Source organism: Paenibacillus glucanolyticus, assembly GCF_037333485.1.
Lineage (GTDB): Bacteria > Bacillota > Bacilli > Paenibacillales > Paenibacillaceae > Paenibacillus_AQ > Paenibacillus_AQ glucanolyticus.
In genome coordinates, this window is the sequence record NZ_CP147845.1 from 280,079 (window position 1) to 303,223 (window position 23,145).

Annotated in this window: 23 protein-coding genes and 1 riboswitch; of the genes, 12 read left to right on the forward strand and 11 right to left on the reverse strand. The window is 52.3% G+C overall.

Translation table 11 applies throughout. From position 1 onward, the window contains the following. Positions 1-326: 326 nt before the first annotated feature. From WDY75_RS01260 to WDY75_RS01285, 6 genes are all read right to left on the reverse strand, one after another. Positions 327-1,904 carry an amidase gene (locus WDY75_RS01260; RefSeq protein WP_063478075.1) on the reverse strand — a complete coding sequence of 526 codons (1,578 nt, stop codon included), beginning with the start codon at positions 1,902-1,904 and terminating at the stop codon, positions 327-329. 344 nt (positions 1,905-2,248) lie between these two features. Continuing rightward, positions 2,249-3,022 (reverse strand): twin-arginine translocase subunit TatC, encoded by a 774-nt coding sequence (tatC, locus tag WDY75_RS01265; protein WP_082834270.1) that lies wholly within the window; start codon positions 3,020-3,022, stop codon positions 2,249-2,251. Next, entirely contained in the window at positions 2,979-3,200 is a 222-nt protein-coding gene (locus WDY75_RS01270; protein WP_006207066.1) for a twin-arginine translocase TatA/TatE family subunit, read from the reverse strand. The genes tatC and WDY75_RS01270 overlap by 44 nt, the downstream gene beginning before the upstream one ends. 25 nt (positions 3,201-3,225) lie before the next feature. Continuing rightward, positions 3,226-4,854 carry a PhoX family protein gene (locus tag WDY75_RS01275; RefSeq protein WP_006207065.1) on the reverse strand — a complete coding sequence of 543 codons (1,629 nt, stop codon included), beginning with the start codon at positions 4,852-4,854 and terminating at the stop codon, positions 3,226-3,228. 156 nt (positions 4,855-5,010) lie between these two features. Next, the gene (locus tag WDY75_RS01280; RefSeq protein WP_081742768.1) at positions 5,011-5,313 is read right to left on the reverse strand and encodes an HNH endonuclease; all 303 of its coding nucleotides are present in this window, start codon (positions 5,311-5,313) and stop codon (positions 5,011-5,013) included. Between the two features lie 352 nt (positions 5,314-5,665). Further along, complete coding sequence (locus tag WDY75_RS01285; protein WP_063478074.1) at positions 5,666-6,517, reverse strand: lipoyl protein ligase domain-containing protein; 852 nt, start codon at positions 6,515-6,517, stop codon at positions 5,666-5,668. Positions 6,518-6,913: 396 nt separating this feature from the next. On the opposite strand from WDY75_RS01285, the gene cysK reads away from it, so the two are divergent. Then, entirely contained in the window at positions 6,914-7,828 is a 915-nt protein-coding gene (gene cysK, locus WDY75_RS01290; protein WP_063478073.1) for a cysteine synthase A, read from the forward strand. Positions 7,829-8,639: 811 nt separating this feature from the next. On the opposite strand, the gene WDY75_RS01295 is transcribed toward cysK, so the two are convergent. Together WDY75_RS01295 and WDY75_RS01300 are read right to left on the reverse strand one after the other, a co-directional pair. Then, positions 8,640-9,215, reverse strand: coding sequence for an AAA family ATPase (locus tag WDY75_RS01295; protein ID WP_063479716.1), 576 nt, complete (start codon positions 9,213-9,215; stop codon positions 8,640-8,642). 102 nt (positions 9,216-9,317) lie between these two features. Continuing rightward, positions 9,318-10,466, reverse strand: coding sequence for an epoxide hydrolase family protein (locus tag WDY75_RS01300; RefSeq protein ID WP_006207060.1), 1,149 nt, complete (start codon positions 10,464-10,466; stop codon positions 9,318-9,320). A 189-nt stretch (positions 10,467-10,655) separates the two neighbouring features. Between WDY75_RS01300 and WDY75_RS01305 the strand changes: the two genes are divergently transcribed. From WDY75_RS01305 to WDY75_RS01325, 5 genes are all read left to right on the forward strand, one after another. Beyond that, a complete protein-coding gene (locus WDY75_RS01305) occupies positions 10,656-11,213 on the forward strand; it encodes a CGNR zinc finger domain-containing protein (protein ID WP_006207059.1) in 558 nt (185 codons plus the stop codon). 270 nt (positions 11,214-11,483) lie between these two features. Further along, on the forward strand, positions 11,484-11,915 hold the full coding sequence (locus tag WDY75_RS01310; RefSeq protein ID WP_006207058.1) for a YciI family protein: 432 nt from the start codon (positions 11,484-11,486) through the stop codon (positions 11,913-11,915). Further along, a complete protein-coding gene (locus WDY75_RS01315; RefSeq protein WP_006207057.1) occupies positions 11,915-13,177 on the forward strand; it encodes an RNA polymerase sigma factor in 1,263 nt (420 codons plus the stop codon). The genes WDY75_RS01310 and WDY75_RS01315 overlap by 1 nt, the downstream gene beginning before the upstream one ends. A gap of 121 nt (positions 13,178-13,298) precedes the next feature. Then, complete coding sequence (locus tag WDY75_RS01320; RefSeq protein ID WP_006207056.1) at positions 13,299-13,697, forward strand: VOC family protein; 399 nt, start codon at positions 13,299-13,301, stop codon at positions 13,695-13,697. 66 nt (positions 13,698-13,763) lie between these two features. Next, on the forward strand, positions 13,764-14,105 hold the full coding sequence (locus WDY75_RS01325; protein ID WP_006207055.1) for a DUF1801 domain-containing protein: 342 nt from the start codon (positions 13,764-13,766) through the stop codon (positions 14,103-14,105). 89 nt (positions 14,106-14,194) lie between these two features. Here WDY75_RS01325 and WDY75_RS01330 read toward each other — a convergent pair whose 3' ends face one another. After that, entirely contained in the window at positions 14,195-14,326 is a 132-nt protein-coding gene (locus tag WDY75_RS01330; protein ID WP_006207054.1) for a DUF4023 domain-containing protein, read from the reverse strand. Positions 14,327-14,464: 138 nt separating this feature from the next. Between WDY75_RS01330 and WDY75_RS01335 the strand changes: the two genes are divergently transcribed. Continuing rightward, on the forward strand, positions 14,465-14,977 hold the full coding sequence (locus tag WDY75_RS01335) for a hypothetical protein (protein ID WP_006207053.1): 513 nt from the start codon (positions 14,465-14,467) through the stop codon (positions 14,975-14,977). Between the two features lie 162 nt (positions 14,978-15,139). Here the strand turns inward: WDY75_RS01335 and WDY75_RS01340 are convergent, their stop codons facing one another. Together WDY75_RS01340 and WDY75_RS01345 are read right to left on the reverse strand one after the other, a co-directional pair. Next, the gene (locus tag WDY75_RS01340) at positions 15,140-15,445 is read right to left on the reverse strand and encodes an antibiotic biosynthesis monooxygenase (protein ID WP_006207052.1); all 306 of its coding nucleotides are present in this window, start codon (positions 15,443-15,445) and stop codon (positions 15,140-15,142) included. Between the two features lie 152 nt (positions 15,446-15,597). Beyond that, the gene (locus tag WDY75_RS01345) at positions 15,598-16,827 is read right to left on the reverse strand and encodes a DUF418 domain-containing protein (RefSeq protein WP_063478072.1); all 1,230 of its coding nucleotides are present in this window, start codon (positions 16,825-16,827) and stop codon (positions 15,598-15,600) included. A 141-nt stretch (positions 16,828-16,968) separates the two neighbouring features. Here WDY75_RS01345 and WDY75_RS01350 point away from each other — a divergent pair, with 141 nt between their 5' ends. The 5 genes from WDY75_RS01350 to ade all read left to right on the forward strand — a co-directional run bounded on the left by WDY75_RS01350 (position 16,969) and on the right by ade (position 23,135). After that, positions 16,969-17,685, forward strand: a complete 717-nt coding sequence (locus tag WDY75_RS01350; protein ID WP_063478071.1) for a response regulator transcription factor — start codon at positions 16,969-16,971, stop codon at positions 17,683-17,685. Beyond that, positions 17,682-19,457 carry a sensor histidine kinase gene (locus WDY75_RS01355; RefSeq protein ID WP_063478070.1) on the forward strand — a complete coding sequence of 592 codons (1,776 nt, stop codon included), beginning with the start codon at positions 17,682-17,684 and terminating at the stop codon, positions 19,455-19,457. Before WDY75_RS01350 ends, WDY75_RS01355 begins: the two co-directional genes overlap by 4 nt. A 63-nt stretch (positions 19,458-19,520) precedes the next feature. Further along, a complete protein-coding gene (locus WDY75_RS01360; protein ID WP_197477072.1) occupies positions 19,521-20,111 on the forward strand; it encodes a TetR/AcrR family transcriptional regulator in 591 nt (196 codons plus the stop codon). Between the two features lie 58 nt (positions 20,112-20,169). Further along, positions 20,170-20,748, forward strand: coding sequence for an NAD(P)H-dependent oxidoreductase (locus WDY75_RS01365; RefSeq protein ID WP_063478068.1), 579 nt, complete (start codon positions 20,170-20,172; stop codon positions 20,746-20,748). Positions 20,749-20,853: 105 nt separating this feature from the next. Further along, positions 20,854-20,955: riboswitch (purine riboswitch) on the forward strand. 377 nt (positions 20,956-21,332) lie between these two features. Next, positions 21,333-23,135: an adenine deaminase gene (gene ade, locus WDY75_RS01370; RefSeq protein WP_063478067.1), complete on the forward strand. Its 1,803-nt coding sequence runs from the start codon at positions 21,333-21,335 to the stop codon at positions 23,133-23,135. Positions 23,136-23,145 lie beyond the last annotated feature (10 nt).

Sequence of the window (23,145 nt, forward strand, 5' to 3'; positions counted from 1 at the left end):
ATCTGCAACCCCCCGTATTTTAAACAGCAGCAGCGATAGCGCTCTCATAAAGACAGCGAAGCTATTGCCATAGTGCCAAGCCGCTAGATGTTCCTACTAAAAATACTAGGAGAACTTCTCTAATAAATCAATGGATCAATGCTAAATTTCAGAGGAATCATGCCAAAAGTCTCAGACCAGGTACGGATGCACATGAGCATTCGGATGTACCTTACAGAAGCAGCTAGGGGTGGAATCCGAGGACATCTGTCAGACATATCATTGCCAAAAAAACCGGAGCCGTCCATGGCTCCGGTTGGTCTGTATAAGCTTGATATAGACAGCGATTAAGGTTTTGCGAGAAGCGTTGGTGCAACGCGGTGCTTCGTTGCCTGTTCATAGTCGTAGGCCATTCCGAGCAGATCGGCCTCGCTCCACATTTTGCCGACAAAAGCGATGGCAAACGGGGAGCCGCTCTTATAATATCCTGCAGGTACTGTAACCAGAGGAACCCCCGCAATGTTAATCTCGGGAACGGTGGTATCCGCGATTTTGTCTTCGCTGTGAAGAAGCGGCGTTTCTTTGTACATTTGAGGAAATACGAGTGCGTCCAAGCGATGTTGATCCATTACACCGTTAAAAATATGAAGATACTTTGTTCTGGCCTCTGTGAATTTGGATAAATCGGGAATGGCATCTGGATTTTTCAGGGCTTCCTCGTATTTAGCGAGTGCCGAAGGGGTCTCGCCGGTCTTCTTGATCAGTTCGTGAACTGATTTAATTGCTGCATTTGGCCCTAAACGCTTTAGATACTGTTCCATGTCATACACGATCGATTCAATGCCAATGGAGCCGGCCGATTTGGCGAATTCGGCAAATTCCGTATCGGCAAATGGATCGGTAACCACGATGGCCCCCTGGCTCTCCAGCTCCTTCACGGCACGGTCATACAGCTGCTGCGTTTCCGCTGTCAGTTCCTCGCCGAGCCATCCCGGTCCATAGAGACCGATGCGCTTGTTCTTGAGCGCGAGCGAGTTGAGCTTGGATGTGTAGCCTTTGCGGGGGATGTTGCCGATCGAGGCCACGGTCTTGGCATCTTCGGCCGTGTAGCCGGCAATGACGTCCAGCATCACGGCTGCATCATGGACCGTTCGGGCATGCGGACCGACAACGTCCCTGGTGCTTCCGGCGAGAGGAACAACTCCGGCATTTGGCACCAATCCGAAGGTTGGCTTGATGCCAACCAGCGCTTGGGCCGCCGCCGGATTCTGGATCGATCCGCCGGTTTCCTCCGCAATGCCGAGCACGGCAAAATTGCCCGAGATGGACATGGCTGTGCCGGAACTGCTGGCGCCCGGCACCAGCTTCCGGTCTACGGCATTATAGGTGTCGCCAGCCCAGCTGGAGCTGGCGCGCGTGCCGTCGGAGCTGAATGCCGGGATATTGGTCTTGCCCAATATAATCGCACCGGCTGCTTTCAGCCGGGCAACGACAGGGGCATCCTTCTCCGGAATCAGCTCGATCCCTCCGAGCTCTTTGCTGAGCGGAGCCCAGCCGAAGGTGGACGGAAAGCCGGCGACGTCAACGGCTTCCTTAATGACAATCGGAACACCGGCAAGGGGGCCGAGCTTCTCGCCAGCCGTCCGGCGGCGGTCAATCTCGCGAGCTTCCTGGAGCGCATTGACATTCATCATGGTAAACGCATTGTAATTGGATTCATAGATGTTGATGCGGTCAAGGTATGCCTTCACGATCTCTTCGGTCTTGAACGCTCCTGCGGCGTAACCCTGCTCTAGTTCCTTCAATGTAATTTCCTCATAGGTAAACCGCTCGGCCGCCGCCGCGGTAATGCTGTTCATCACCAATCCAAGCAGAAGTGTCATGGACATCGCGCGTTTGAACAGCTTGGTTTGTTTTCTTAACATCAATGGCTTCCCCCATTCGCAGTTTTTTTTGTATCTCCCGTTCGATCGCACACATGTTATAATTCATAACATATGTTAATGATCCAGACTCTCGCCACTCGTTTTCACCTCCTGTATCTAACATAATAATGACAATAAAGTAGATAATTCCTTTATTACTAAGTAAAGCTAATGCAATTTCTTGAAGGTGTCAATCATTTTAGAGCAAATTCAGTATAAATCATGTAAGATAATCTTACATTTGGTTCATAAAAAAGAACCCGTGAATATGACACCCTATTCGCATAGGCGTCTGTTCACGGGTTATAAAAGGTTCCGTCCTATTTCGGGGGAAACGAACGGTTTTAGGATATGCTGCCTTCCGCTTGCGACAGCAGCTGCTGCTTCCGATAGATGAGTTTGGAGATAGAAACGCTAATTTCGTACAGCAGGAACAGCGGAACGATCACAATCAGGTCGGACATGATATCCGGTGGTGTGATGGTGACAGCTACGATACAGAGCAGGAAGTAGGCCGATTTACGTATTTTGGCCAGACGATGCGGATTCACGATGCCAAGCTTTGTCAGAAATACGACGATCGCGGGCATTTCGAACAGGAACCCGAACGGAACGGTCATATGAATCATGAACGTAAAATACTTTTGCGCCGTGTACATGGTCTGGAATTGTCCCTCGGCCATCCGCTGCATGAACTGGAGCACCATGGGAAAGAGCACAAAGTATCCAAAGCATATGCCTGCAATAAATAACAGGCTGATTACGGGAATGAGCTGCATGGCAGAGCGGTGTGTCCCATCAGGCAATGCCGGCTGCACGAACCGCCATATTTGATAAGCGGCAATCGGAAGTGTAACGGTAACGGCAACCACACCGGCAATGATCATATACACCCACATTACCTCGGAGGGACCAAGCAGAACGAGCTGCTCGTCCATGCCTCGTACCAGCCAATGGTAGATCTTCTCAACATAGATGAAGGCGGCCGTCATCGCTACGAGAAACGCAATCAGCGTGCGGATCAGGCGCTTCCGCATTTCTTCCAGATGCTCGACCGCGCTCTGGTCGTTTGGATCAGCTGTGCTGCTTACTGGCTGCTGCAGTAGTTTGCGTAGCATCGTCTTTCTTCTCATTCTCATCGTCTCCGTTCATCAAGTTGCGGGTTGCGCCCTTGAATTCACTTAGAGTTCGCCCGAAAGCGCGACCGAGCTCGGGAAGTTTGGAGGGACCGAATATAATGAGTGCAATAATCAAAATGAGAACCAGGCCACCGATTCCGATATTTCCAAACGGCATGATGTTAACCCCTTTCTATGCTGGATTATGATTCTAATTTGAATCCGCTAATCGCCACGACGGCACAGCGCGCCATGTTCTCGCCGGAGCGGTGAGGCCATGTGCTGCTTGGCTTGCTGAGGTCCTCCGTATTCTCACCTGGGTGTTGAACGGACAGGAAGAGCGTCTGCTCATCGGGTGTGAAGAAGGGACCGGTAAGCTCCGACTCTACCGGACCAGAAGCAAATTGCAGCGCAGCTCCTTGATCCGGTCCGCTTGTTGGAATGACGAACAGTCCGTTATTCATAAAGGGTTTGTGAACACCTTTGTTCTGGCTGCTGCTGGAGATGTCCGTCACGACCCACAGATCGCCGTTCGAGTCGAAGGCCAGGTTGTCTGGTGAACTGAAGCCGGATTGGCGTCCGCCCGCAGCAAAGATTTCAAAGTCGAATTCCATGGCCGCCAAATCGTTGCCCGCTTCAAAAATGCGCGTGATATGGCCGTGGATATTGCCGTGATTGTCGTTGTTTGTATGGCAGATAAACACCGTGTTATCGAACGGAGAAATTTCGATGTCTTCCGGACGGTCTGTCGGCGTTCCACCAACAAAACGCGCAGCTTCCTGACAGTAAGTCACGACGTCGCCTTGGGACTTGAATTTGGCTTGTGCCTCTTTGTCCTCTGCAATGGCTTTTGTTACAGCTTCCAGAGTGACCGGCTGCCATTTGCCCGACTTCAGGTTGGCAACATACAGGGTTCCCTCTTCCAGAAGTGCGGAGTTGGCGCGGCCTTTGCTTTTGTCATATTTGTTCTTGCTGATAAATTTATAGACACAGGCATCCTTCTTGTCGTCGCCCATATAGACAACGATCCGGCCGTCTGCGGCAAGGCCCATGGCCGTATTTTCATGATTGAATCTGCCGAGAGCGGTGTGTTTTTTCAAGAAGGATTTGTCGAACGGATCGACCTCAACGACCCAACCGTAATGGGTATCCGGCAGCTTCGAGACCGCTGCGGTTTCCTCAAAATTCTCTTCACAAGACAAAACCGTGTTCCACAGCGTTACGCCGCCGGAGCAGTTGGCAAATGTGCCTGTTGCGGTTGTGGCGCCTTTCAAGGCTGGAATGCCTTTGGCAGGGCCGGTAATGTCGAATTTAGTGAAGCCGTTGATGCGGCGGGCATGGGTGGAGGTGGTGTCCATTTTCCATACACCCTTCTCGTCGCGGTATACTTCGATCACTGACATGCCTTGGTAATACAGGTTTTTATGGATTTGATCCGCGGACATTTTACCGTCCTTCACCGGTCCGATCGAGAATATGGTCGAGTACTCGTGATTGTTGACCAGCAGGCCGCGGACATTGGAGCCCTTAATCGGGAAGAAGGCGTTGTAGTCACAGCCGGAGCCGAATTTTTCGCCAGCGGGATTAATCACATCGTCGAAAGCTGCAATGACATCGTATTTAAAATTTTTAGGCAGGACGAGCTGATCTGCTTTGGTTGGCTCGATAGGCTCGAAATAGCCGCTGACCCGATTCGTTTTGAATCCGAACAGATGATTTGCGGTTCCGGACATAGCGGAAGCCTTGCCTTCTAATACGCCCAAGCCAGCGGATGCGGCTGCCAATGCGGTTGCGCCGGTACCCAGATAAGACAGAAACGTTTTGCGGTCCATTGTTTTACTCAAGCTTATCCACCCCTAATATAAATTGCCATCAGGACAAGTGTATAGGGGAAGTGTTAAGAGAGTATCATCCATTATTGGTGCAATTGTAAAAATAAAGTAATCTGAGGGGGTGTTATACCTTAAAGGGGCGGTCAGAACAGGTTGTTAGCGGCGCCCCCGTACATTTCTGGATTTACGGGATTTGGGGATAGTGCCAGGGGGAGTCTTGCGGATCCAGCGGATGAAGGATTGCATGGCAGGATTGAGCTGCAGAGCTGATATCGTAGTTAGCTCCAGATCAATGAGCTGTTTGTTTGTAAAAAGATGATGAATGTGTCTGTGACAAGGGATACACAGCAGGGCCGTAGGAAGGTTAACGCCGCCATATTCCTTGGGTGTCAGATGGTGAATCGTTGTTTCTACACCTGACCTGCCGCAGCATTCACACCGATCTTCCGATGGGTCCACCGGATCTTCACCTCACCTTTAGGTTGCGGGAACCTTGATACTAATGGCATACCCCAGATGGGGGTGCCATTATACCTTTCCGCGGCTCCTGTTGATGGGCCATTCAGTGGCTTGCCCCGAACGGTGCTCTCACAGCGGGCGGGGCGGTGTGGGATGGAGGAGATGAACCGCACGCAACGCAGGCGGTTACATGGAGCCAATTGATTAGCGACCACACGCGGCAAGCAGCTACTAATATCGGTAACTACGTGAGCCGGGTCAACAAGCACTATCATCCCCAAGCATTAGCGACTGCGTGCATGTCACCGCATGAATCCGCCAGCCACATGCAGCGGCATTCCCACCCTTATATCTACTTGTTGTTATATCGCTGCCGCATCTGGTCAGCCATCATCCGGATTTCCTCGGTTGTTGGCATAACGAATCTGGAGGCGACTCCTGTTAAATCTTTGTCCGACTGCCCATTGCGGATAACCTCTCTTACCGCTGTTATAAACTGCTGTACCGCTGCTGCGCCGCTCCCGATATTTGTCAGTTCCTCGAGACTGGCCGTGCTGGTAGTTTCTACGATAGGGTACTGCTTCGGATCTGCTGTTTCCGCTGCAATATCATAGAAAGAACGAACGAGGCGGGCGCGTTCGCAGCCTGAGCCTTGGGCGATGATAAAAGCTTGAATGATAAAAGCTTTTCGCTGCCTGCGCTGGGCTATGCCGCAAAATTTAAGACCTCGAATGCTCAAATCGAATGTCCCCGGGCAGAATGCTCCGGCAATCTCGCCGGTATCGACCCTTTGCCCGGTGCTGTGCAGCGCTTCCCGGATCAGCTCCACCATGATTTCAAAGTCCTGATGAAAATCAGGCGCAGGTCCCTTGGATGCAAACGGAAGAATAAGGGACAGGTTTACGACCCCGGAGTCCAAGGGAACCGCAGCCCCGCCTGAATGACGGACGGCGGTATCATAGCCGAGTGAGCGAAGCAGGGCTTCCCCCTGTGCAGCTTGGGGCAGTCTGCTGTCGCGCACACCCATGACAAAAGCGCGCGGATGCCGCCATATATGGCAGATCGCGGGTCCGCCCTCTCCGGTCAGTCTGCATAGGAGCTCGTCCAGCGCAAAATGGCACAGCACGTCCTGCTGTGTTAAATCATCGGTTCGGTCGAGCAGCAGTATGGGTTGATCTTCAGGTAGTAACAGCGGGATATTCACGCTTTTCTTGCGCCTCCTTTATGAGTCCAGATATAAGTTTATAGATTCATGAATGGATTTGAAGGTAGGGGATTTAAGGAGAATGAAACCTTGTTCTTGTAGAAGAAGTACCTTAGCATAGGGTTTGTCTTCTTCATGCAGATCGAAGGGAATTTTCCTTAAAACAGCATACCATAAAGTCATGGTGGAGCGGCGAGCCATGCTCTTGCCGAGCCAAAGATTTTGCAGCGAGCAAAGGACGTAACACCTGGTGCGTTGTCATCCTGACAGAGTTTGGCGGCATGCTGAGCTTCATTGACAATAGGGGAGGAACTTGCATATAATCCGAGTAAGTTTATTGTCTTTGTTAGAGATTTGGTGGGGAGTTCCTTCACTTCATATATAAAGGAGAACGTCATGGAGATTTATAATAGCATTGTTGATATGATCGGTCAGACGCCAATGGTAAAACTTCAGGGGCTGGCGTCTGCAGAGGCCGCCGATGTTTATGTAAAGCTGGAGAGATTCAATCCTTCGGGAAGCGTGAAGGACCGCGCAGCCTACAATCTAATTCATACCGCGGAGGAGCAGGGCCTGCTCCAGCCGGGCGGCACGATCATAGAGCCGACCAGCGGTAACACGGGCATTGGCCTGGCGATGATTGCGGCAGCTAAGGGCTACCGGGCCATATTGATTATGCCGGATAACATGTCCAAGGAGCGGATTAACATATTAAAGGCATACGGGGCGGAGGTCGTGCTGACGCCGAGCAGCGAGCGTATGCCGGGCTCAATTGCCAAAGCGCTTGAGCTTCGAGAGCGGATTCCGGGAAGTTTCATCCCGCAGCAGTTCGAGAATGCCGCTAACCCGGATATTCACCGGGTGACTACAGCACCGGAAATATTGGAGCAGATGGAAGGGCGGCTGGATGCTTTTGTTGCGACTGCTGGAACGGGCGGTACGGTAACCGGAACCGGAGAGGAGCTGCGAAAGTCTCTGCCGAGCCTGCATATCGCGGTGGTCGAGCCGAAGGGCTCGCCTGTGCTTTCCGGCGGACAACCGGGACCGCACAAGCTGGTTGGCACAAGTCCGGGCTTCGTGCCGAAGATCCTGAACACGAGTGTGTATGATGAGATCATACAGATCGCTGACGAGGATGCGCTGCAAACTGTTCGGGATTTGGCACGCAAGGAAGGAATTCTGGTCGGACCGTCCTCCGGCGCTTCGGTATTCGCAGCCCTTCGCGTGGCAGAACGGCTGGGGGAAGGGAAGCGAGTCGTCTGCATTGCGCCGGATACGGGAGAACGGTATTTGAGTATGGATATTTTCTGAATGATGAACAAGCTGCCCAGGAGCTGCAGAGTACGGAGATGCTCAACCGGTTAGCGGCTGAGTTCGGAACTCCTGAATCGGTGAAACGGAGGCTGGATGGTGACACAAGCTAGGAAGCAATTACGCTCCCAGCATACGGAAGCCGGTAAGCCTTTGTTTCGGGCGGGGTGCATGATTTGACTGCCCTGGTTTGAATCTCTAATGGACCCAGCGGACGTTATTTACCGTAAAAACGCACAATCCCAAATGTAACGGACACCACAGTCGTTATAAAGAGTTTTCCCTGTTCAAACACCTGTGATATTACGAATTAAGGTACCTCAGGTCCGTTGCGATTTTAAAAGGAGCTTTTTTCCTCCAATAGCGTCAACTGTGTCTGTTAGCAGTAGAGGACCTCCGTTAGGAGGTCCTCTTGTGTCTGCCCATTAGCAACTCCCACGCTCTCGAGAGCCGAAGTACTGCCCATCATCAACGGCTACGCTCTCGAGAGCCGAAGTACTGCCTATTAGCAACGGTCATGCTCTCGATATGCCTGCTATTCTGCCCTCACCAACGGCCATGCTCTCGAGAGCCGAAGTACTGCCTATTAGCAACGGTCATGCTCTCGATATGCCTGCTATTCTGCCCTCACCAATGACCATGCTTTCGAGGGGGCCAAAGCTACCGCCACTAACGACCACGTTCTTGAAGGGCCGCCTGCCCTGATGCTTCTCTATGTCACGCACAATTCGAAATCGGTACTTTGCGTTCCGATAGTAAGCATGGTTCCGTTAAGCTATGTCTGCTATGCTGCCTATTTCATCCGCATCTTCTAAGTTCCGTTTTCTAACTTGATCTCTGCGACCGGGTTGTTTCCTCCGGTTGGAGGTGGCCACAGCTCCAGCTGCTGCATGAGCTGTTTATGGTTTTTCACAATGAGCACTTTATCGGGATAGCTCCTAAGCGTGTGCTGGATCCGGTGCCTGCCCTCGCGCTGAAAAGACGCGCTCCATTTGAACATGTTCAGGAGCATGATCCAGACGGGTTTATAGTGCGCCTGTTCCAGTCCAAGCCGCTGTTTGATGAATCTGGTGATGATCCGGTAGGTTCTTGTGGAGTAGGGAGGATTCAGGAAAACGATGAGATCCGCCTGCTGGAAGCTGGGGCTGACCCATTCAAGATGGGCGCCTTCAATGATCCAGCGTTCCGTCTTCACGATGTCCAGCAGCAGCGCATCCCGGTCCGCCTCGCTCCTTCGGATATCGTCAGGGTTGGCTCGCTCCCAGACCACATTGTCGAGCTCGTAATAGGGGATGCCATGCCGGGCGGAGAGCGCCCTGGCAAGCGTCGTTTTGCCGCTGCCGACCGAGCCGATGATATGTATTCGATTCGGAATCATACTGTTCATGGAGATCACCGCATTCAAGAGAATTAGTAGCTAATCCTTTCTGCACCGAGACAGCAATCTCCTGTTTCTAACATTCGAGGGAGTTACCGTACCTCGTGAGAATTACCTTAGCGCATCGAAGAACGCCACGATTTGCTGGGCAACCGATGCGGGTTGTTCAGCCGCAATAAAGTGCCCGCCCGAATTCAGATCCTTCCAGCGGATCACATTCGGAAATATTCGCTCCACGTATTCTCTCGGCGGACGCTCGTTTCGCTGTGCATTTAAGGTGACCGCATGCGGTACAGGCGAGGTTTCTCCCGGTCCCGGCCATCTCGTATGCGTGCCTTCATAATAGTAGCGGTTCGAGGCATTGATGGTCTCGGACACCCAATAGATGGAGACGTTGGAGATGAGCAGCTCTTTGCTGAAATGCTGCAATACGTTGTTATCTTCGGGGGATGTCCAATAATGCCATTTTTCAAGAATGAAAGCGGCCAGTGCCACAGGAGAATCATGCAGGCCGTAGGCTGCCGTTTGCGGTTTTGTACCTAGAATATGGGCGTAGCCGCCTTCTTCACGGTACCATTGCTGCTGATATTGGAGGAACGCCCTCTCCTCATCCGAAAGCGGGGAAGTCGAGTCCACGCAGGGGCTCGGGTTGCCGGGGGATGTGGTGTGATAACCGATGAACCGGTCGGGATGGTCAAGACACATGAGCCCAAGAATGCTGGCTCCGATATCATATCCATGGGCACCGAATCGCTCATAACCGAGCCCCGTCATTAATTTCATAAGCAGTTCTCCTGCCTGTCGGTCCTCAAAGCCTGGACGCAAGGGAATACCCGAGAAGCCGTGACCCGGCAGGGAAGGAATGATGAGGTCGAAGGAAATATCCGCACGACCCCCGATTGGCCCAGGATTCGTAAGGCAAGGGATCAGCTCCAGCATTTCATAGAAGGAGCTGGGCCATCCGTGGGCGATGAGGAGCGGGACGCGGTTGTCACCGCTGCCCTTAATATGTATATAGTGAATGTCTACCCCATCGATTTCAGCGACATAACTCGGATAAGCATGAATGGAGCGACGGAAGGCTTCCCAATCGAACTCATGCCTCCAGTAAGCGATTATATCCTTCATGAAATCAAGCGGGATTCCGTAATTCCAGCGGCCACCCGGGATTTCGTCAGGCCACCGGGTCATATCAAGGCGTTGGTACAGGTCATCAATCGCAGCGGGTTCAATTGGATAAGAAAAGGGTCTGATCTTCATTCACTTCACCTCTTAGGAAGATTGGAGTCTGCTATACTGATAACAACATACTTGCAGTGGATAGATATAAACAGGTAACAGGGAGTTCAACAACACGTGATGACTGTTAAAATAAAATTAATGGTTAGCTAACCGATAAATTCATTTTACTGGTTTGTCATGAAAACATCAATAGGAGGTTTGTTTGTTGTGGGAGCAGAATTGGAGCAGCTGGAAATCATAGCAGACTATATTAATACCCATGATAGACGGATGAGATATGAGGGCGATCCGGGCGTGGAGATTCTTGAAGGCGTAAATGACCTACGATCCTGGCTCTTGGAGTATGGCTTTATTCATGATTTGGACAGCGTAACCGAAGTGGATTTGACGTTGGCTCGTGAACTGCGCAGCAGCTTAAGGGCAGCCATTCCATATAACCCGCATGATCCTAAGGACGACGATTTCCAGACGTTGAATCGTATCGCGGGCCAATTCCGTTTCTTCTATCGTTTCGGTGAAATGTCCGATGTGATGGAGTCCGTGGAGGAACAGGGAAAGGGAGGTTTGGCACGGTTGTTGATTCTGGTGTTCCGACTTCGTGAAAACAATCTGTGGAGCAGATTGAGGGTGTGCACGGCGGCGGATTGCCAGTGGGTATTCGTCGACCGTTCCCGGCCGGGGACGGGCAAATGGTGCTCGATGAAAGCCTGCGGCAATCGCGCGAAGAATAAAACGTACCGGGAACGAGCCAAGTCCATGGGATGAATGCATTACAGGAATTCGTGAAGAATCATAGCCTTACAAAGGCCAATCAAGCGATGTACTTGGTTGGTCTTTTTTTCATGGAATCGAATCACGTAAACAGGAATATGTGATCCCATAACGAAATGGTTGTTACTTAATTATTTTTGTTGCTGCTTATTATTTAGGAAGAATGAAGATTTTTATGAAATGCATGTCGATTAGGCAATTCTCCATTCGTTGTATAAGTATAGAACGGGAATGCAAGGTTCCTATAACAGGAGGGAATATACCATGAGATTTATGATGATTGTAAGGGCAACCGAGGATTCGGAGGCAGGTGTGCTGCCAAGTGCAGAGCAATTGGATGCCATGATGAGGTACAACATGGAGCTGGCCAGAGCCGGTGTGCTGCTTGCTGCGGACGGACTGCATCCAAGCTCCGGTGCCATCCGGATTTCCTATCCGGAGCCTGGAGGCAAGGCGAAGATTACCGACGGGCCTTTTACGGAAGCCAAGGAATTGATTGCGGGTTATACCTTGATTGAAGTGAAGACGAGGGAAGAAGCGATTGAATGGGCCAAGCGCATGCCGGACCCTCACGGCTTCGGTGCAGGCCAGATCGAGCTCCGGCAGGTGTTTGAACCCACGGATCTGACGCAGGATCCACAAGCCCAGGCCAAACAATATGAGATGCGCGAACATATCCAAAGGCAGAATCCCTAATGCCGGCTGCAGATACACATCGTGCGATCGAGGCGATATGGAGAATCGAATCCTCCAAGATTATCGCCTATCTCACGCGAATGGTTCGTGATATCGGTCTCGCCGAGGATCTGGCGCAAGATGCGTTGATCACTGCGCTCGAGCGATGGCCAAAGGAAGGAATACCGGATAATCCTGGCGGATGGCTGATGACCGCCGCGAAGCGAAAAGCACTTGATGTGCTGCGCCGAAATAAAGTGCGCGATCAGAAGTACGCATTATTGGGCCGCGAGCTGGATGTCCGGATGGATTCGGACATGGAGGTACCGGAGCCGGGGGAAGTGAATGACGATCTGCTGCGGCTCATCTTTATGACCTGTCATCCGGTTCTTTCCCCCGAAGCCCGTGTGGCGCTAACACTCCGCCTGCTTGGCGGATTAACGACAGTGGAGATCGCCCATGCTTATCTTGTCCCTGAAGCTACGATAGCGCAGCGCATTGTTCGTGCCAAGCGGACGCTGTCGGCAACGAGGGTCGCGTTTGAAATTCCGCAAGGAACGGAGCTCAAACCGAGATTGTCATCGGTGCTTGAGGTCATTTATCTCATGTTTAATGAAGGCTATGCAGCATCGTCCGGCAGTCAGTGGATTCGCCCGCTGTTGTGTCAGGAAGCGCTTCGGATCGGGCGGGTGCTGGCTGAGATTGCCCCACTGGAGCCCGAGGTGCACGGGTTGGTTGCGTTAATGGAATTTCAATCTTCCCGATTCAAATCCCGCGTCAATACGGGCGGTCAGCCTGTTCTGCTCCTGGACCAGAATCGGGCGTTATGGGATTATCTATTGATCCGCCGAGGCTTTGCCGCTCTCGATCGAATCGAGCAACTGGGAGGCATGACGGGACCTTATGCCCTTCAGGCCGCAATCTCCGCATGTCATGCCGGAGCGGCCAGTGCCGCAGAGACGAATTGGATTCGCATCTCCGCGCTATATGAAGCGTTAGCCCAGGTTTCTCCCTCCCCTATTGTGGAATTAAACCGTGCCGTTGCCCTCTCCATGGCTTTCGGTCCGGAGATTGGGCTTGAGATCGTGGATGCTCTGCAATCCGTGCCTGCCTTGAAGGGATATCACCTGCTCCCGAGCGTAAGGGGAGACCTGCTCTTTAAGCTGGGACGGCTCGAAGAAGCCTGTGCCGAGTTCAAACGGGCAGCATCGCTGACGGACAATCAGAGGGAACGGGAGCTGCTGCTCGATCGAGCGGCGGAATGCTTGACTGGTGAACCTTGAAAATGAGCGCAAAAAAAGATCTGAAATTTTTTTGATAAATATTTAAAAATGTGTCGATTACGCCGAATCCTGTTCGTCATCTATATGTAAAACCATTAAACGAATAGAGAGGAAGACGAACATGCAAGCACAGATGGTACCGTTTATTATTTCCGAGGATGCAAGAGGACAGGCGGATTTTTACATACAGGCGTTGGGAGGAGAAATCGGCATACTGACTACTTTCGGGAGCATGCCGGGCATGCCGGAAGCCCATCAGGATAAGGTCATGCACATGTCGTTGACCCTGGCTGGCGGCAATCGACTCATTCTGACGGATGCTTTTCAGGAGACTCCCAAGGGCTCGAATATGGGGCTGGCTTTAACGTTTAGTCATGAGGAGGACGCCCGCGCCGCCTATCGTAATCTCAGCCAAGGGGGTACAGAGAAGTATCCTTTTGAGCTGCAGCCATGGGGGGCTTATTACGGAGAAGTCATTGATCGATACGGCATGACCTGGCAGATGGTTTTTCAGGGCTGATCATCAACAATGAGAATTGAATGAATAATAGGTTGGACACTATGATACGAAAGGGAGTTAAATCAGATGAATCAAGAAGTGACGGACTACATTGCGGCAGTGAATGATTCTTGGAAGGTTGAGGTCAGTGAGCGGCTTCGGGAACTCGTGCACAGCACAATCCCGGGCGTTGCGGAACGGCTTCAATATAAAAAGCCCCATTTTCTGAAAAATGGGAAATATGCGGCGGTGATCAGCATCTCCAAGACGGCCGTGAGCTTTACGATATTTAATGCGACGGGCCTGGATTGGCCGCAGCCGCTATTCGAAGGTCCGCCTGAGCGGAAAACGATCAAAATCACGGCTGGGCAGCAGGTGGATTATGATGCGTTGGCATCTTTACTGAAGCAGGCATCGGAAGGTTTGTAATCCATATGTAATAGGGGAGACGGTGGTCATGAGATCCCGAAGAACCTGATCAAATAACCGCGATCCGTATGGATCGCGGTAAGTTCATTTTATTTCTTGGTGCTGTGTTGTTTGCCCGGGAGCTTGTCGCTAGGCGTACCTTTGCCGTGATTCTCTTTGTTGTGGCGGGCTTTTTCCGCGTTCTCGTTCATTTTTTTCACAAAATCATGCGTGCTTTCCATGGGATGTCAGCTCCTTTGATTCTGAATGTATGGCATTTTGCCTGATCGTGCTTAATATAACCATTTTGTTGTTATTGTATTTTATAATGTGGTTATAGGAGTTTAAGTCTGCCTCTCTTTGCAGAAGGAGGAATACATATGTTGTTCAAGTACGGATTCATCTCGGTGCTGTTGGCAGCCGCCTGTTTGCTCGTGATCGCGGGCTGCAAAGGCTCAATCCAGGATACAGCTGACGACGAAATCAGCCTGGTATCCGTTCCATCGTTAATCGGTCTGAAATCGGCGGAGGTTGATGCCATCCAGGTTTTTTTTGGGGACGGCACGCGTTTGACCCTGGATAAGGAGGAGGAGCTTGATCAGATCATGCAATGGGTGAATTCGCTTCAAGCCTATAAAATAGAAGGAGCTCGGGGCCCGGGGTTCCTGTATGCCATGGACATGGTGCAGGGGAATCAGAAACTTCGACTTGCCAATGAATTCGAGGTGGAGGGTCAGTGGTACGCGCTCTCAGGGCCGGAACAAGAGTTGCTGAGTCGTTATCTGATCGAGCAAGGGCGGGCGCACAATCCGGAGTTGCTGCCGGGGATCACCATGGAAACGCCAGAGGCATCCGGATACAACTACATGGATTACGCGCAGAGCGTTAAGTGAGAATGCCACGCTTCATGAACAGATCATCCTATTTCTCAAGTCGCTCCATTCCACCCCCCATCATAAAAAAAGATTCAGCCCGGCTAAACGCCCCCTGGCTGAATCTTGGATATGAAGCGGTACTTCGAGCCCGGTGCTATAAAGCGCCAGGGCATTGTTCCATTACTTGGTATGGCTGATCAGCAGCTCATATTTGTTCAAGGATGCGCCCAAAATATTCTCGTTGCGGCCCTGACCATGGGATTGCCGGAATGACTCGCTGGATGTCCAGCGTTTGAATGCTTCCTCATCCTCCCACACCGTGGAGACCTTCAATTCCTCAGCCTCTGCGCCTTCCTTTGCCTCATGCCATAATTCCATCCGCACGAAACCTTCAATCTCCTGCACACCCTTCGCTTCGGCGAATCGCTGCGCAATCTCTTTACCGAAGCCCGGTTTGACCTTAATCGAGTTTGTAACAACCAGCATATGCGTGATTCCTCCTTCGGTTGATGACCGGAAAAATTCCAGAAATGTCTAGCACCTTGCATGTATGTCCATTATACATGAAGGAACCGACTGATTTCATCTCGGGCTTGGGAGGAACCGGCTTCTGCATGCAAAAGAAGCATACGGAACGCTTAAGTAGCCGGAGGGCCATCCCCCGGAAACTCTGCTGCAGGTACGGCTGCAACCGGAGCTGCTTCCTTGGGTTTAGCCCTTCCGCTCCAAGACCAGTAGGTGCCCATGCGGAGCAGTCTCTCCACCGGACCGCTGCGGAACCTTTTTAGCCAGAGCAGGCTGCCCGCTGCCAGCACGCTATAGATCAGAACCGCCAGCAGCGTTCCTTGCAGCACGCCCAGCTTGCCGAACCATCCCAGCCCGAATCCGTAAAAGATCAATACGCATACAACACTCTGCGACAGATAATTGGTCAGCGACATGCGTCCCACCGCTTCAAAAGCCCGAATTACAATGGATTGCTGAGACGAGAACGCGTACAGGGAGGCGAAGAGGTACAGATAACCCAGCGCCAGCAGAGGACCGCCAAGCATGGTGAACACGCCGCTCCAGCTATGGGTTGCGCCGAGCATGACCGCTGCAGTTTTTAATCCAAGCCCGACCGGAACGAGCAGAGCCCATCTAAGATACAGCTTGATTTCCATGGAAGGATGGAGAAAGCGTCCGCGTTTCGCGGCCACCATGCCAAACAGGAACATCGGTGCACTCATCAGCGGAGCAATCAAGATGACCAGCAGCATCAACCAGTCGGGCAGATCGATGGGCATCTCCTCCGTTGATCTGAAATTCAGAATTTCGCTGTAAGTGCCGCTGCCGTAGACTTCAATCGACTGCTTCACATAACTCTCCATGCGCTCCGTTTCACCTGCAACCGGCTCGACGGAGCCGTATCCAAAGAGGGATACCAGTGTGAGCAGGAGAACACCCCAGATCATAATGGTTTTGACCTTTCTTTTCACGAACAGCACAAGGAAGAGACCGATCGCACCGTAAAACAGCAGAATGTCGCCTTCCCATATGAATATCGAATGCAGCAGACCCAGAACGATTAACAGAACCGATCTGCGGAAGAAACTTCGACCGTACTTGAGCCCTTTGTTGATCAGGCTTTCCCTCATTTTGATCATGCTGTAGCCGAACAGAAACGTAAAGATCGGCATAAAGCTGCCCTCGACGAATACTTTCAGCATGTCATGGCTGATCTGATCCAGCGTGGAAGGCTGGAAGTAATGCAGCTCGTCTTTGCCGAACATGCCGTACTGAAAAATAAGCATATTGGCCATCAGAATACCGAGCAAGCTTAATCCGCGAATGGCATCGACCGCCGTTGAACGTTTGTTTGGATTCATGTATGTCACCTCTAACCCCAAGTATAAAACTTGAACATAAATAACGCGGAAACGGCTTCCTAACTTTTTCTTAACACTTCCAGCATTTGTTTAACTCCTGTTAAGGTTGCTGTGCTAGCATAAATAGCGGGTGAGGATAAAATGGATACACGAATTTTAATTGTTGATGATGAACCTTCCATTGTAAAAATGCTGCAGATGGTGCTGCGCAAGGAAGGCTTTAACCGCATATATACAGCTTCAAGCTGCAAGGAAGCCCTGAGCGAGATCGCCGCCCACGGAGCGGATATCGTGCTGCTGGATGTCATGCTGCCCGACGGCACGGGGTTTGATCTTTGTCCGCAAATCCGTTCGTATGGCAGTCCGCACATTCTGTTTCTGACGGCCAAAGCGTCCGATCTGGATGTGCTGACAGGCTTTGCAATGGGCGGGGACGATTATGTCACCAAGCCGTTTAATCCGCTGGAGATTGCCGCAAGGATCAAAGCGCGTCTGCGCCGGGGCGGCTTCGGGATGATGCCATCGGCCGGGCAGCCGATTATTCAGCGTGCATGGGATTTCGGCCGGTTCAGGGTCGATGAATCCGCTGGCGAGCTGACGGTGCTGGGAGAGCCTGTGCCTTGTCCGGCACAGGTCTTTCAGCTGCTGCTTTATTTTTGCAAGCACCCGGGGGTGGTGTTCTCGAAGTCCCAGCTGTATGAAGCCGTATGGGGCATCGATGGCATAGGTGAGGACAACACCGTTATGGTGCATATCCGGCGCATTCGGGAACGAATCGAGGAGGACCCCAGCAACCCGCAGTATTTGCTAACGGTTCGCGGACTCGGTTACAAGCTGGTTAAGGAGAAAGGGCGATGAGACTGCGCAGAAGGCTGGCCTTTCATTTTACATACCAACTGATTGCGTTCTCAGCATTTATGTTCTGCTTTCTCATCGTTCTCTTATTCTTCCTGATCAAGCATATCAGTGATGAAGAGATGAGGCGCAACTTCCCGACCGGCGTCTTGAACAGCATTGTAACGGAGACGGTGACGGAGAACGGGAAGGTTCTGCTGGATGACCATTGGAAGCAGCTGCTCCAGGACAAAGAGATGTGGCTGCAGGTGGTGGATATGAAAGGGAATGTGATTCACGCCACCAATACCGCGCCGGATGTTCCCTCGGAATACTCGGTAAGCAACCTGCTTGAGATCAAGGAGAAGCGGCGTCTTGGGGAGTACACAATGGACTGGCAGATGGATCTGACATACAAGGACCCGCTGCTGTATCTAGCAGGGCGAATTGACGAGAGCTCGGATCATCTTCGCGAGTGGTATGCACGGTATCAAGCGGGCGGCAGGGTGGACCCGGCGTATGCAGCTGAATTAAAGCACGACTTGGCAAGTCTGGGCGGATATCTGCATGTCATTGACCGGGATGGCCAGATTGTGCAAGCGATTGGAAAGGAAAGCGAGTATAAGGCAAGCTACCATCCGCTGGAGATCATTACGATGCAGGAGCAGCCCGGTACTTACTCCACGCATATTGCGGTTTATCGCGACCCGGCTACCGGCAGCACCTGGGTGTACCATACACCGCAGGATGAGACGCTGGAGAAGCAGCCTATTATGAATGAGCTGATTCGTGTGGCGCTGTGGACCTTGCTGTGTGTACTGATCTTGTCGCTGGCAGTAGCGATTTGGCATGGATACCGGTACAGTCGGCCATTGCTGCTGTTTACCGGATGGTTTGAGCGCATGGGGAGCGGAGCTTATGAGGAAGTGCTGACGCCCAAGGACCGGAAGCGCGTATTTCGCAAGAACGGGAAGCTGCGCATGCGCTTCAAGCTGTATAAGGAAGTGATTCACTCCTTCTACAGGATGGCCGAGAAGCTTGCCGAAACCGAACGGGAGCGCGAGCGGCTGGACCGGAATCGGGAAGAATGGATGTCGGGAATATCGCATGATTTGCGTACGCCGCTGTCCTCGATCCAGGGATATGGTTATATGCTGGAGAACGCGCCGCAGGACTGGAGTCAGGAGGAGCTGCGTGAGATGGGAACCGTCATTCGGGAAAAGGGCGATTACATGCTGGAGTTGATCGATGACTTCTCGCTTGTCTTTCGTCTTAAGAGCGAGATCCGGCCGCAGGAACTGGCACGGCTTGATCTGAATGAACTGGTGCGGCGCTGCGTGCTTAAATACGTGAATGATGTAACGCTGGATGCGAATTTTTCCTATATCGGAGGCGAAGAGCCGCTGCTCATTGATGGCAATGCCAAATGGCTGAAGCGGTTGATGGATAACCTGCTTACGAATGCCGTGAAGCACAATCCCGAGGGAGTTCATGTTGAAGTACGGGTAGAGAGACGTCCCGGCGGCGCGGCGATCGTGGTCGCGGATCAAGGCGTAGGGATGGACGAAGAGACTCGCCGCAACCTGTTTGAACGCTACTACCGGGGGACAAACACCGAGGAGAGCATGGATGGCTCAGGGCTTGGAATGAGCATTGCCAAAGCGATTGTCGAAGCACATCGAGGCCGGGTGGGCCTGTGGTCGGAAGTCGGCCGCGGAACAACCATCACTGTTCTATTGCCTGAGGTTTCCGTGCAAGATGGTGCGGATTGCACGGGACATGGTAAGGATGATTGACGTCATCACACGATTTTTTCCATTCCCATTGCAATTTGGTTAGTGTTCACTTATGATATGATTATGAAAAAGAAACCGCATTTCGATAGCAAGAAGAAGGAAATATTGCAGGCGGCCATGAAACTCTTTGCCGAGAAGGGCGTTGACGGGGTATCGGTAAAGGAGATCGGCGCGGCAGCCGGTGTGACGGATGCAGCGATCTATAAGCATTTTACGAATAAGGATGCCGTTGCTGCGGAGGCATTCGAGGAATACTGCGGCAGTTACACACGTTTGGTGGATGATTACGCGTCCCAGACCGGACTGTTCGCAGAGAAATTGTCCGCCTTGGTCACCCGTGTATTGGAGTCTTATGACGAGGATAAATACGGCTTGCTGCTGTTGTCCCAGCATCACGAGCTGTTTACGGAGGTGCTCAAGAGCAGGGGGCGTCAGCCGCTCGATGCATTATGCGATCTGCTCGATCAAGCGGTGTTGCAGCGGGATATTCCGCCGCAGAATATACGCTTAACCGCGGTGTTGATCATCGGTGCATTCAATCAGCTGGCCGTTTCAACGATGCAAGGGGAGCTTGAGGAACCGCTCTCGGCGCTGGCGCCTGAGGTGACGGCACATCTATTGGCTTTGACAGGTTTAGGGAAGGGTCCGGCGTGACCTTTTCTTTTTACCTTAAGGTTAGTGTTTGTTAACCAAATTAACAGGGGGAACGTGTATGAAAAAGATTTTGATTATTCAGGGCAATCCGATTGAGAACAGTTATGGAAGTCATTTGGCCAAGGGATATGCGCAAGGGGCAGCCGAATCAGGGGCAGAGGTGCGTGAGCTGGTGCTTGCAGAGATGGATTTTGATCTGAGCCTGTCCGGCGGCTATAAGGGGAATCAAGCTCTGGAGCCCGATCTGCAAGAAGCGCAGAAGCTCATCGCATGGGCGGATCATCTGGTATTTGTGTACCCGAACTGGTGGGGCGGCATGCCGGCACTGCTGAAGGGGTTTATCGACCGAGTCTTTTTGCCGGGCTTTGCGTTTAAGTACCGCCGGAACTCTCCATTGCCGGAGCAACTGCTCAAAGGGAAAACCGCCCGATTGATTGTCACGATGGATTCGCCCTACGTTTACTATCGCTTCTATCTGGGTCAGCCCGGGCATCAAATGATGAAGCATTCCATTCTGAAGTTCTGCGGCGTGAGCTCGGTTCGTGCCACGAACATCACGCAGCTTCGCAAAATGCCTGAGAGCGCAAAAAAGCAATGGCTTGAGCGCGTACAGAACATGGGGAGGAAACTGGCGTAGAGGCCGTTGCCGCCGATGTGCAGTTCTTTCCAAACACTTGACTTCTCGGGCAAGAAGATTATAATTCATACAACAAATGAAACAAAAGAGAATTGAAGGGTAAACAGGATCAAAATCAAATCTTAATGTATATGCCGGGGAATAGGGCCCAGGCGTTTCTACCAGGTTACCGTAAATGACTTGACTACATGAAGGATGAGAGCCAGAGTCCAGCGCCCGGCTTCGAATGGAATGGAGAGGCGGGCGGTAAGATCACCTTGGAATCCGGGTACCGGCAGGTTTTAACGGATGGGGTGTTGTGCAGACTATTAGCAATGCATTGCTGATGCACCGGGCTTCTCTTCCTCTATGGATATAGTTAGTTCAGGCAACCCGGGCAGATACGCTGTCCGGGTTGTTTTACGTGCTTGCGCGTAGAATTGATTTTGTACTTTTACCGTTTCATCATAAGAAAAACGTCTATTGACGTACTTTCACAGATGACAGACCGCAGTTAGAAGAAGTTTTTATTGCGATATCAGGAAGTCGCAAGCTTTGAAGTTTATACTTTCTGATATCTAAAAAAAGGGGAGCGTGCATTCATCATGAGTTCAAGCAAGAGACAGAAACGATACGAGGTCAGCCGGGAGCTGGGGAAAGTGGCGTTAGGACAGGCACCGGCCGACCTGGTTATCAAGAACGGCACGCTGGTCAATGTGTTTACAGGCGAGCTTCAGGAGCAGGTGGACGTGGCGATGGCATTCGGACGCATCGCTTATATCGGCAGCGCCGATCATACGATTGGGGAAGGGACCCGGGTCATCGAGGCGAATGGCCGTTACATCTCGCCGGGTCTGCTTGACGGCCATATGCATGTGGAGAGCACGATGCTGACCGTGACCGAGTTTGCGAAAGCGGCCATCGTTAGCGGAACCACCGGGATCTATATGGACCCTCATGAGATCGCCAATGTATTCGGTATGGAAGGTGTGCGGTGGATGCACGAGGAAGGACAGCAGCTGCCGCTTAAGGTATTCACCACCATCCCTTCCTGCGTGCCGGCGACGTTTGATCTGGAGGATGCCGGAGCACAGCTCGGCGTGGAAGACATCGAAGAAGGGCTGACCTGGCCTGGAGTTGCCGGGCTTGGCGAAGTCATGAACTTCCCGGGCGTGGTATATGGCGATCCGACGATGAGCGGTGAGATCGAAGCCACGCTGCGTGCCGGCAAGACGGTGACGGGACATTTTCCCGCAGAGGACGACCGGATGCTTCAGGCGTATTTGGCAACCGGGGTAAGCTCCGATCATGAAACGGTGACGAGAGAGCAGGCGCTAGAGAAGGTTCGCCTCGGGATGCACCTGATGATCCGTGAAGGATCGGCTTGGCAGGACGTGAAGGAAGTCATCAAGGTGGTGACGGAAGACAAGGTGCGTACGGACAATATCTCCTTGGTGACGGATGACGTGTATCCGCAGACGCTGCTGAGGCTTGGCCATATGAACCATGTGGTGCGCCGCGCGATCGAAGAGGGTGTGGATCCGGTGACGGCCATCCAGATGGGTACGATCAACGTGGCTCGGTACTTCGGGATGGATCTCGAACTCGGGAGCATCTCGCCAGGTAAAACGGCAGACATTCTGCTGCTTGATGATCTGAACAGCATGGTGCCGTCGATTGTGATCACCGATGGTGAGGTGGTTGCGGAGAACGGCCAAGTTGTGAAGCCATTCCCTGTGTACCAATATCCGGAAAAAGCGTTCCATTCGGTTCGCCTGCAGCGTCCGTTGACAGCGGAGGATTTCCTGCTCCGCAGCAAGTGGGATACCGCACGCTCGGAAGTCAACGTGGTGCGGGTCATCGAGAACAGTGCCCGCACAGCCAAAATGACAGCGGTGCTCCCCGTGCAGCAGGGCATCATTCAGCCTGATCTTAACCAGGACGTGGTTCAGCTTGCGTGCATCGAGCGCCATGGCGCAACCGGACAAATCTCGCTTGGCTTTGCGAGCGGCTTCGGATTGAAATCCGGTGCGGTCGCTTCCACGGTGGCGCACGACAGCCATAATCTGCTGGTGATGGGCACGAGCGCCGAGGATATGGCGCTAGCGGCGAATGAGCTGGCAGCTTGCGGCGGCGGGATGATCGTGGTGCGTGACGGTCAGGTGCTCGCGAAGGTGGCCATGCCCATTGCCGGCTTGCTGGCGGATCGTCCAGTGGAGATCGTAGCGGAAGAAGTTGCTGCACTGGAGGAAGCCTGGAAGGAGCTGGGGTGCTTTATTCATGCGCCGTTCATGACCTTCTCCCTGATCGCGCTGCCGGTGATTCCCGAAATCCGCATTACCAATCGCGGCATCGCGGACGTGACGGAGTTCAAGCTCATGGAGACGGAGATTCGCGCGGTTCAATAAGGTGGCGGTA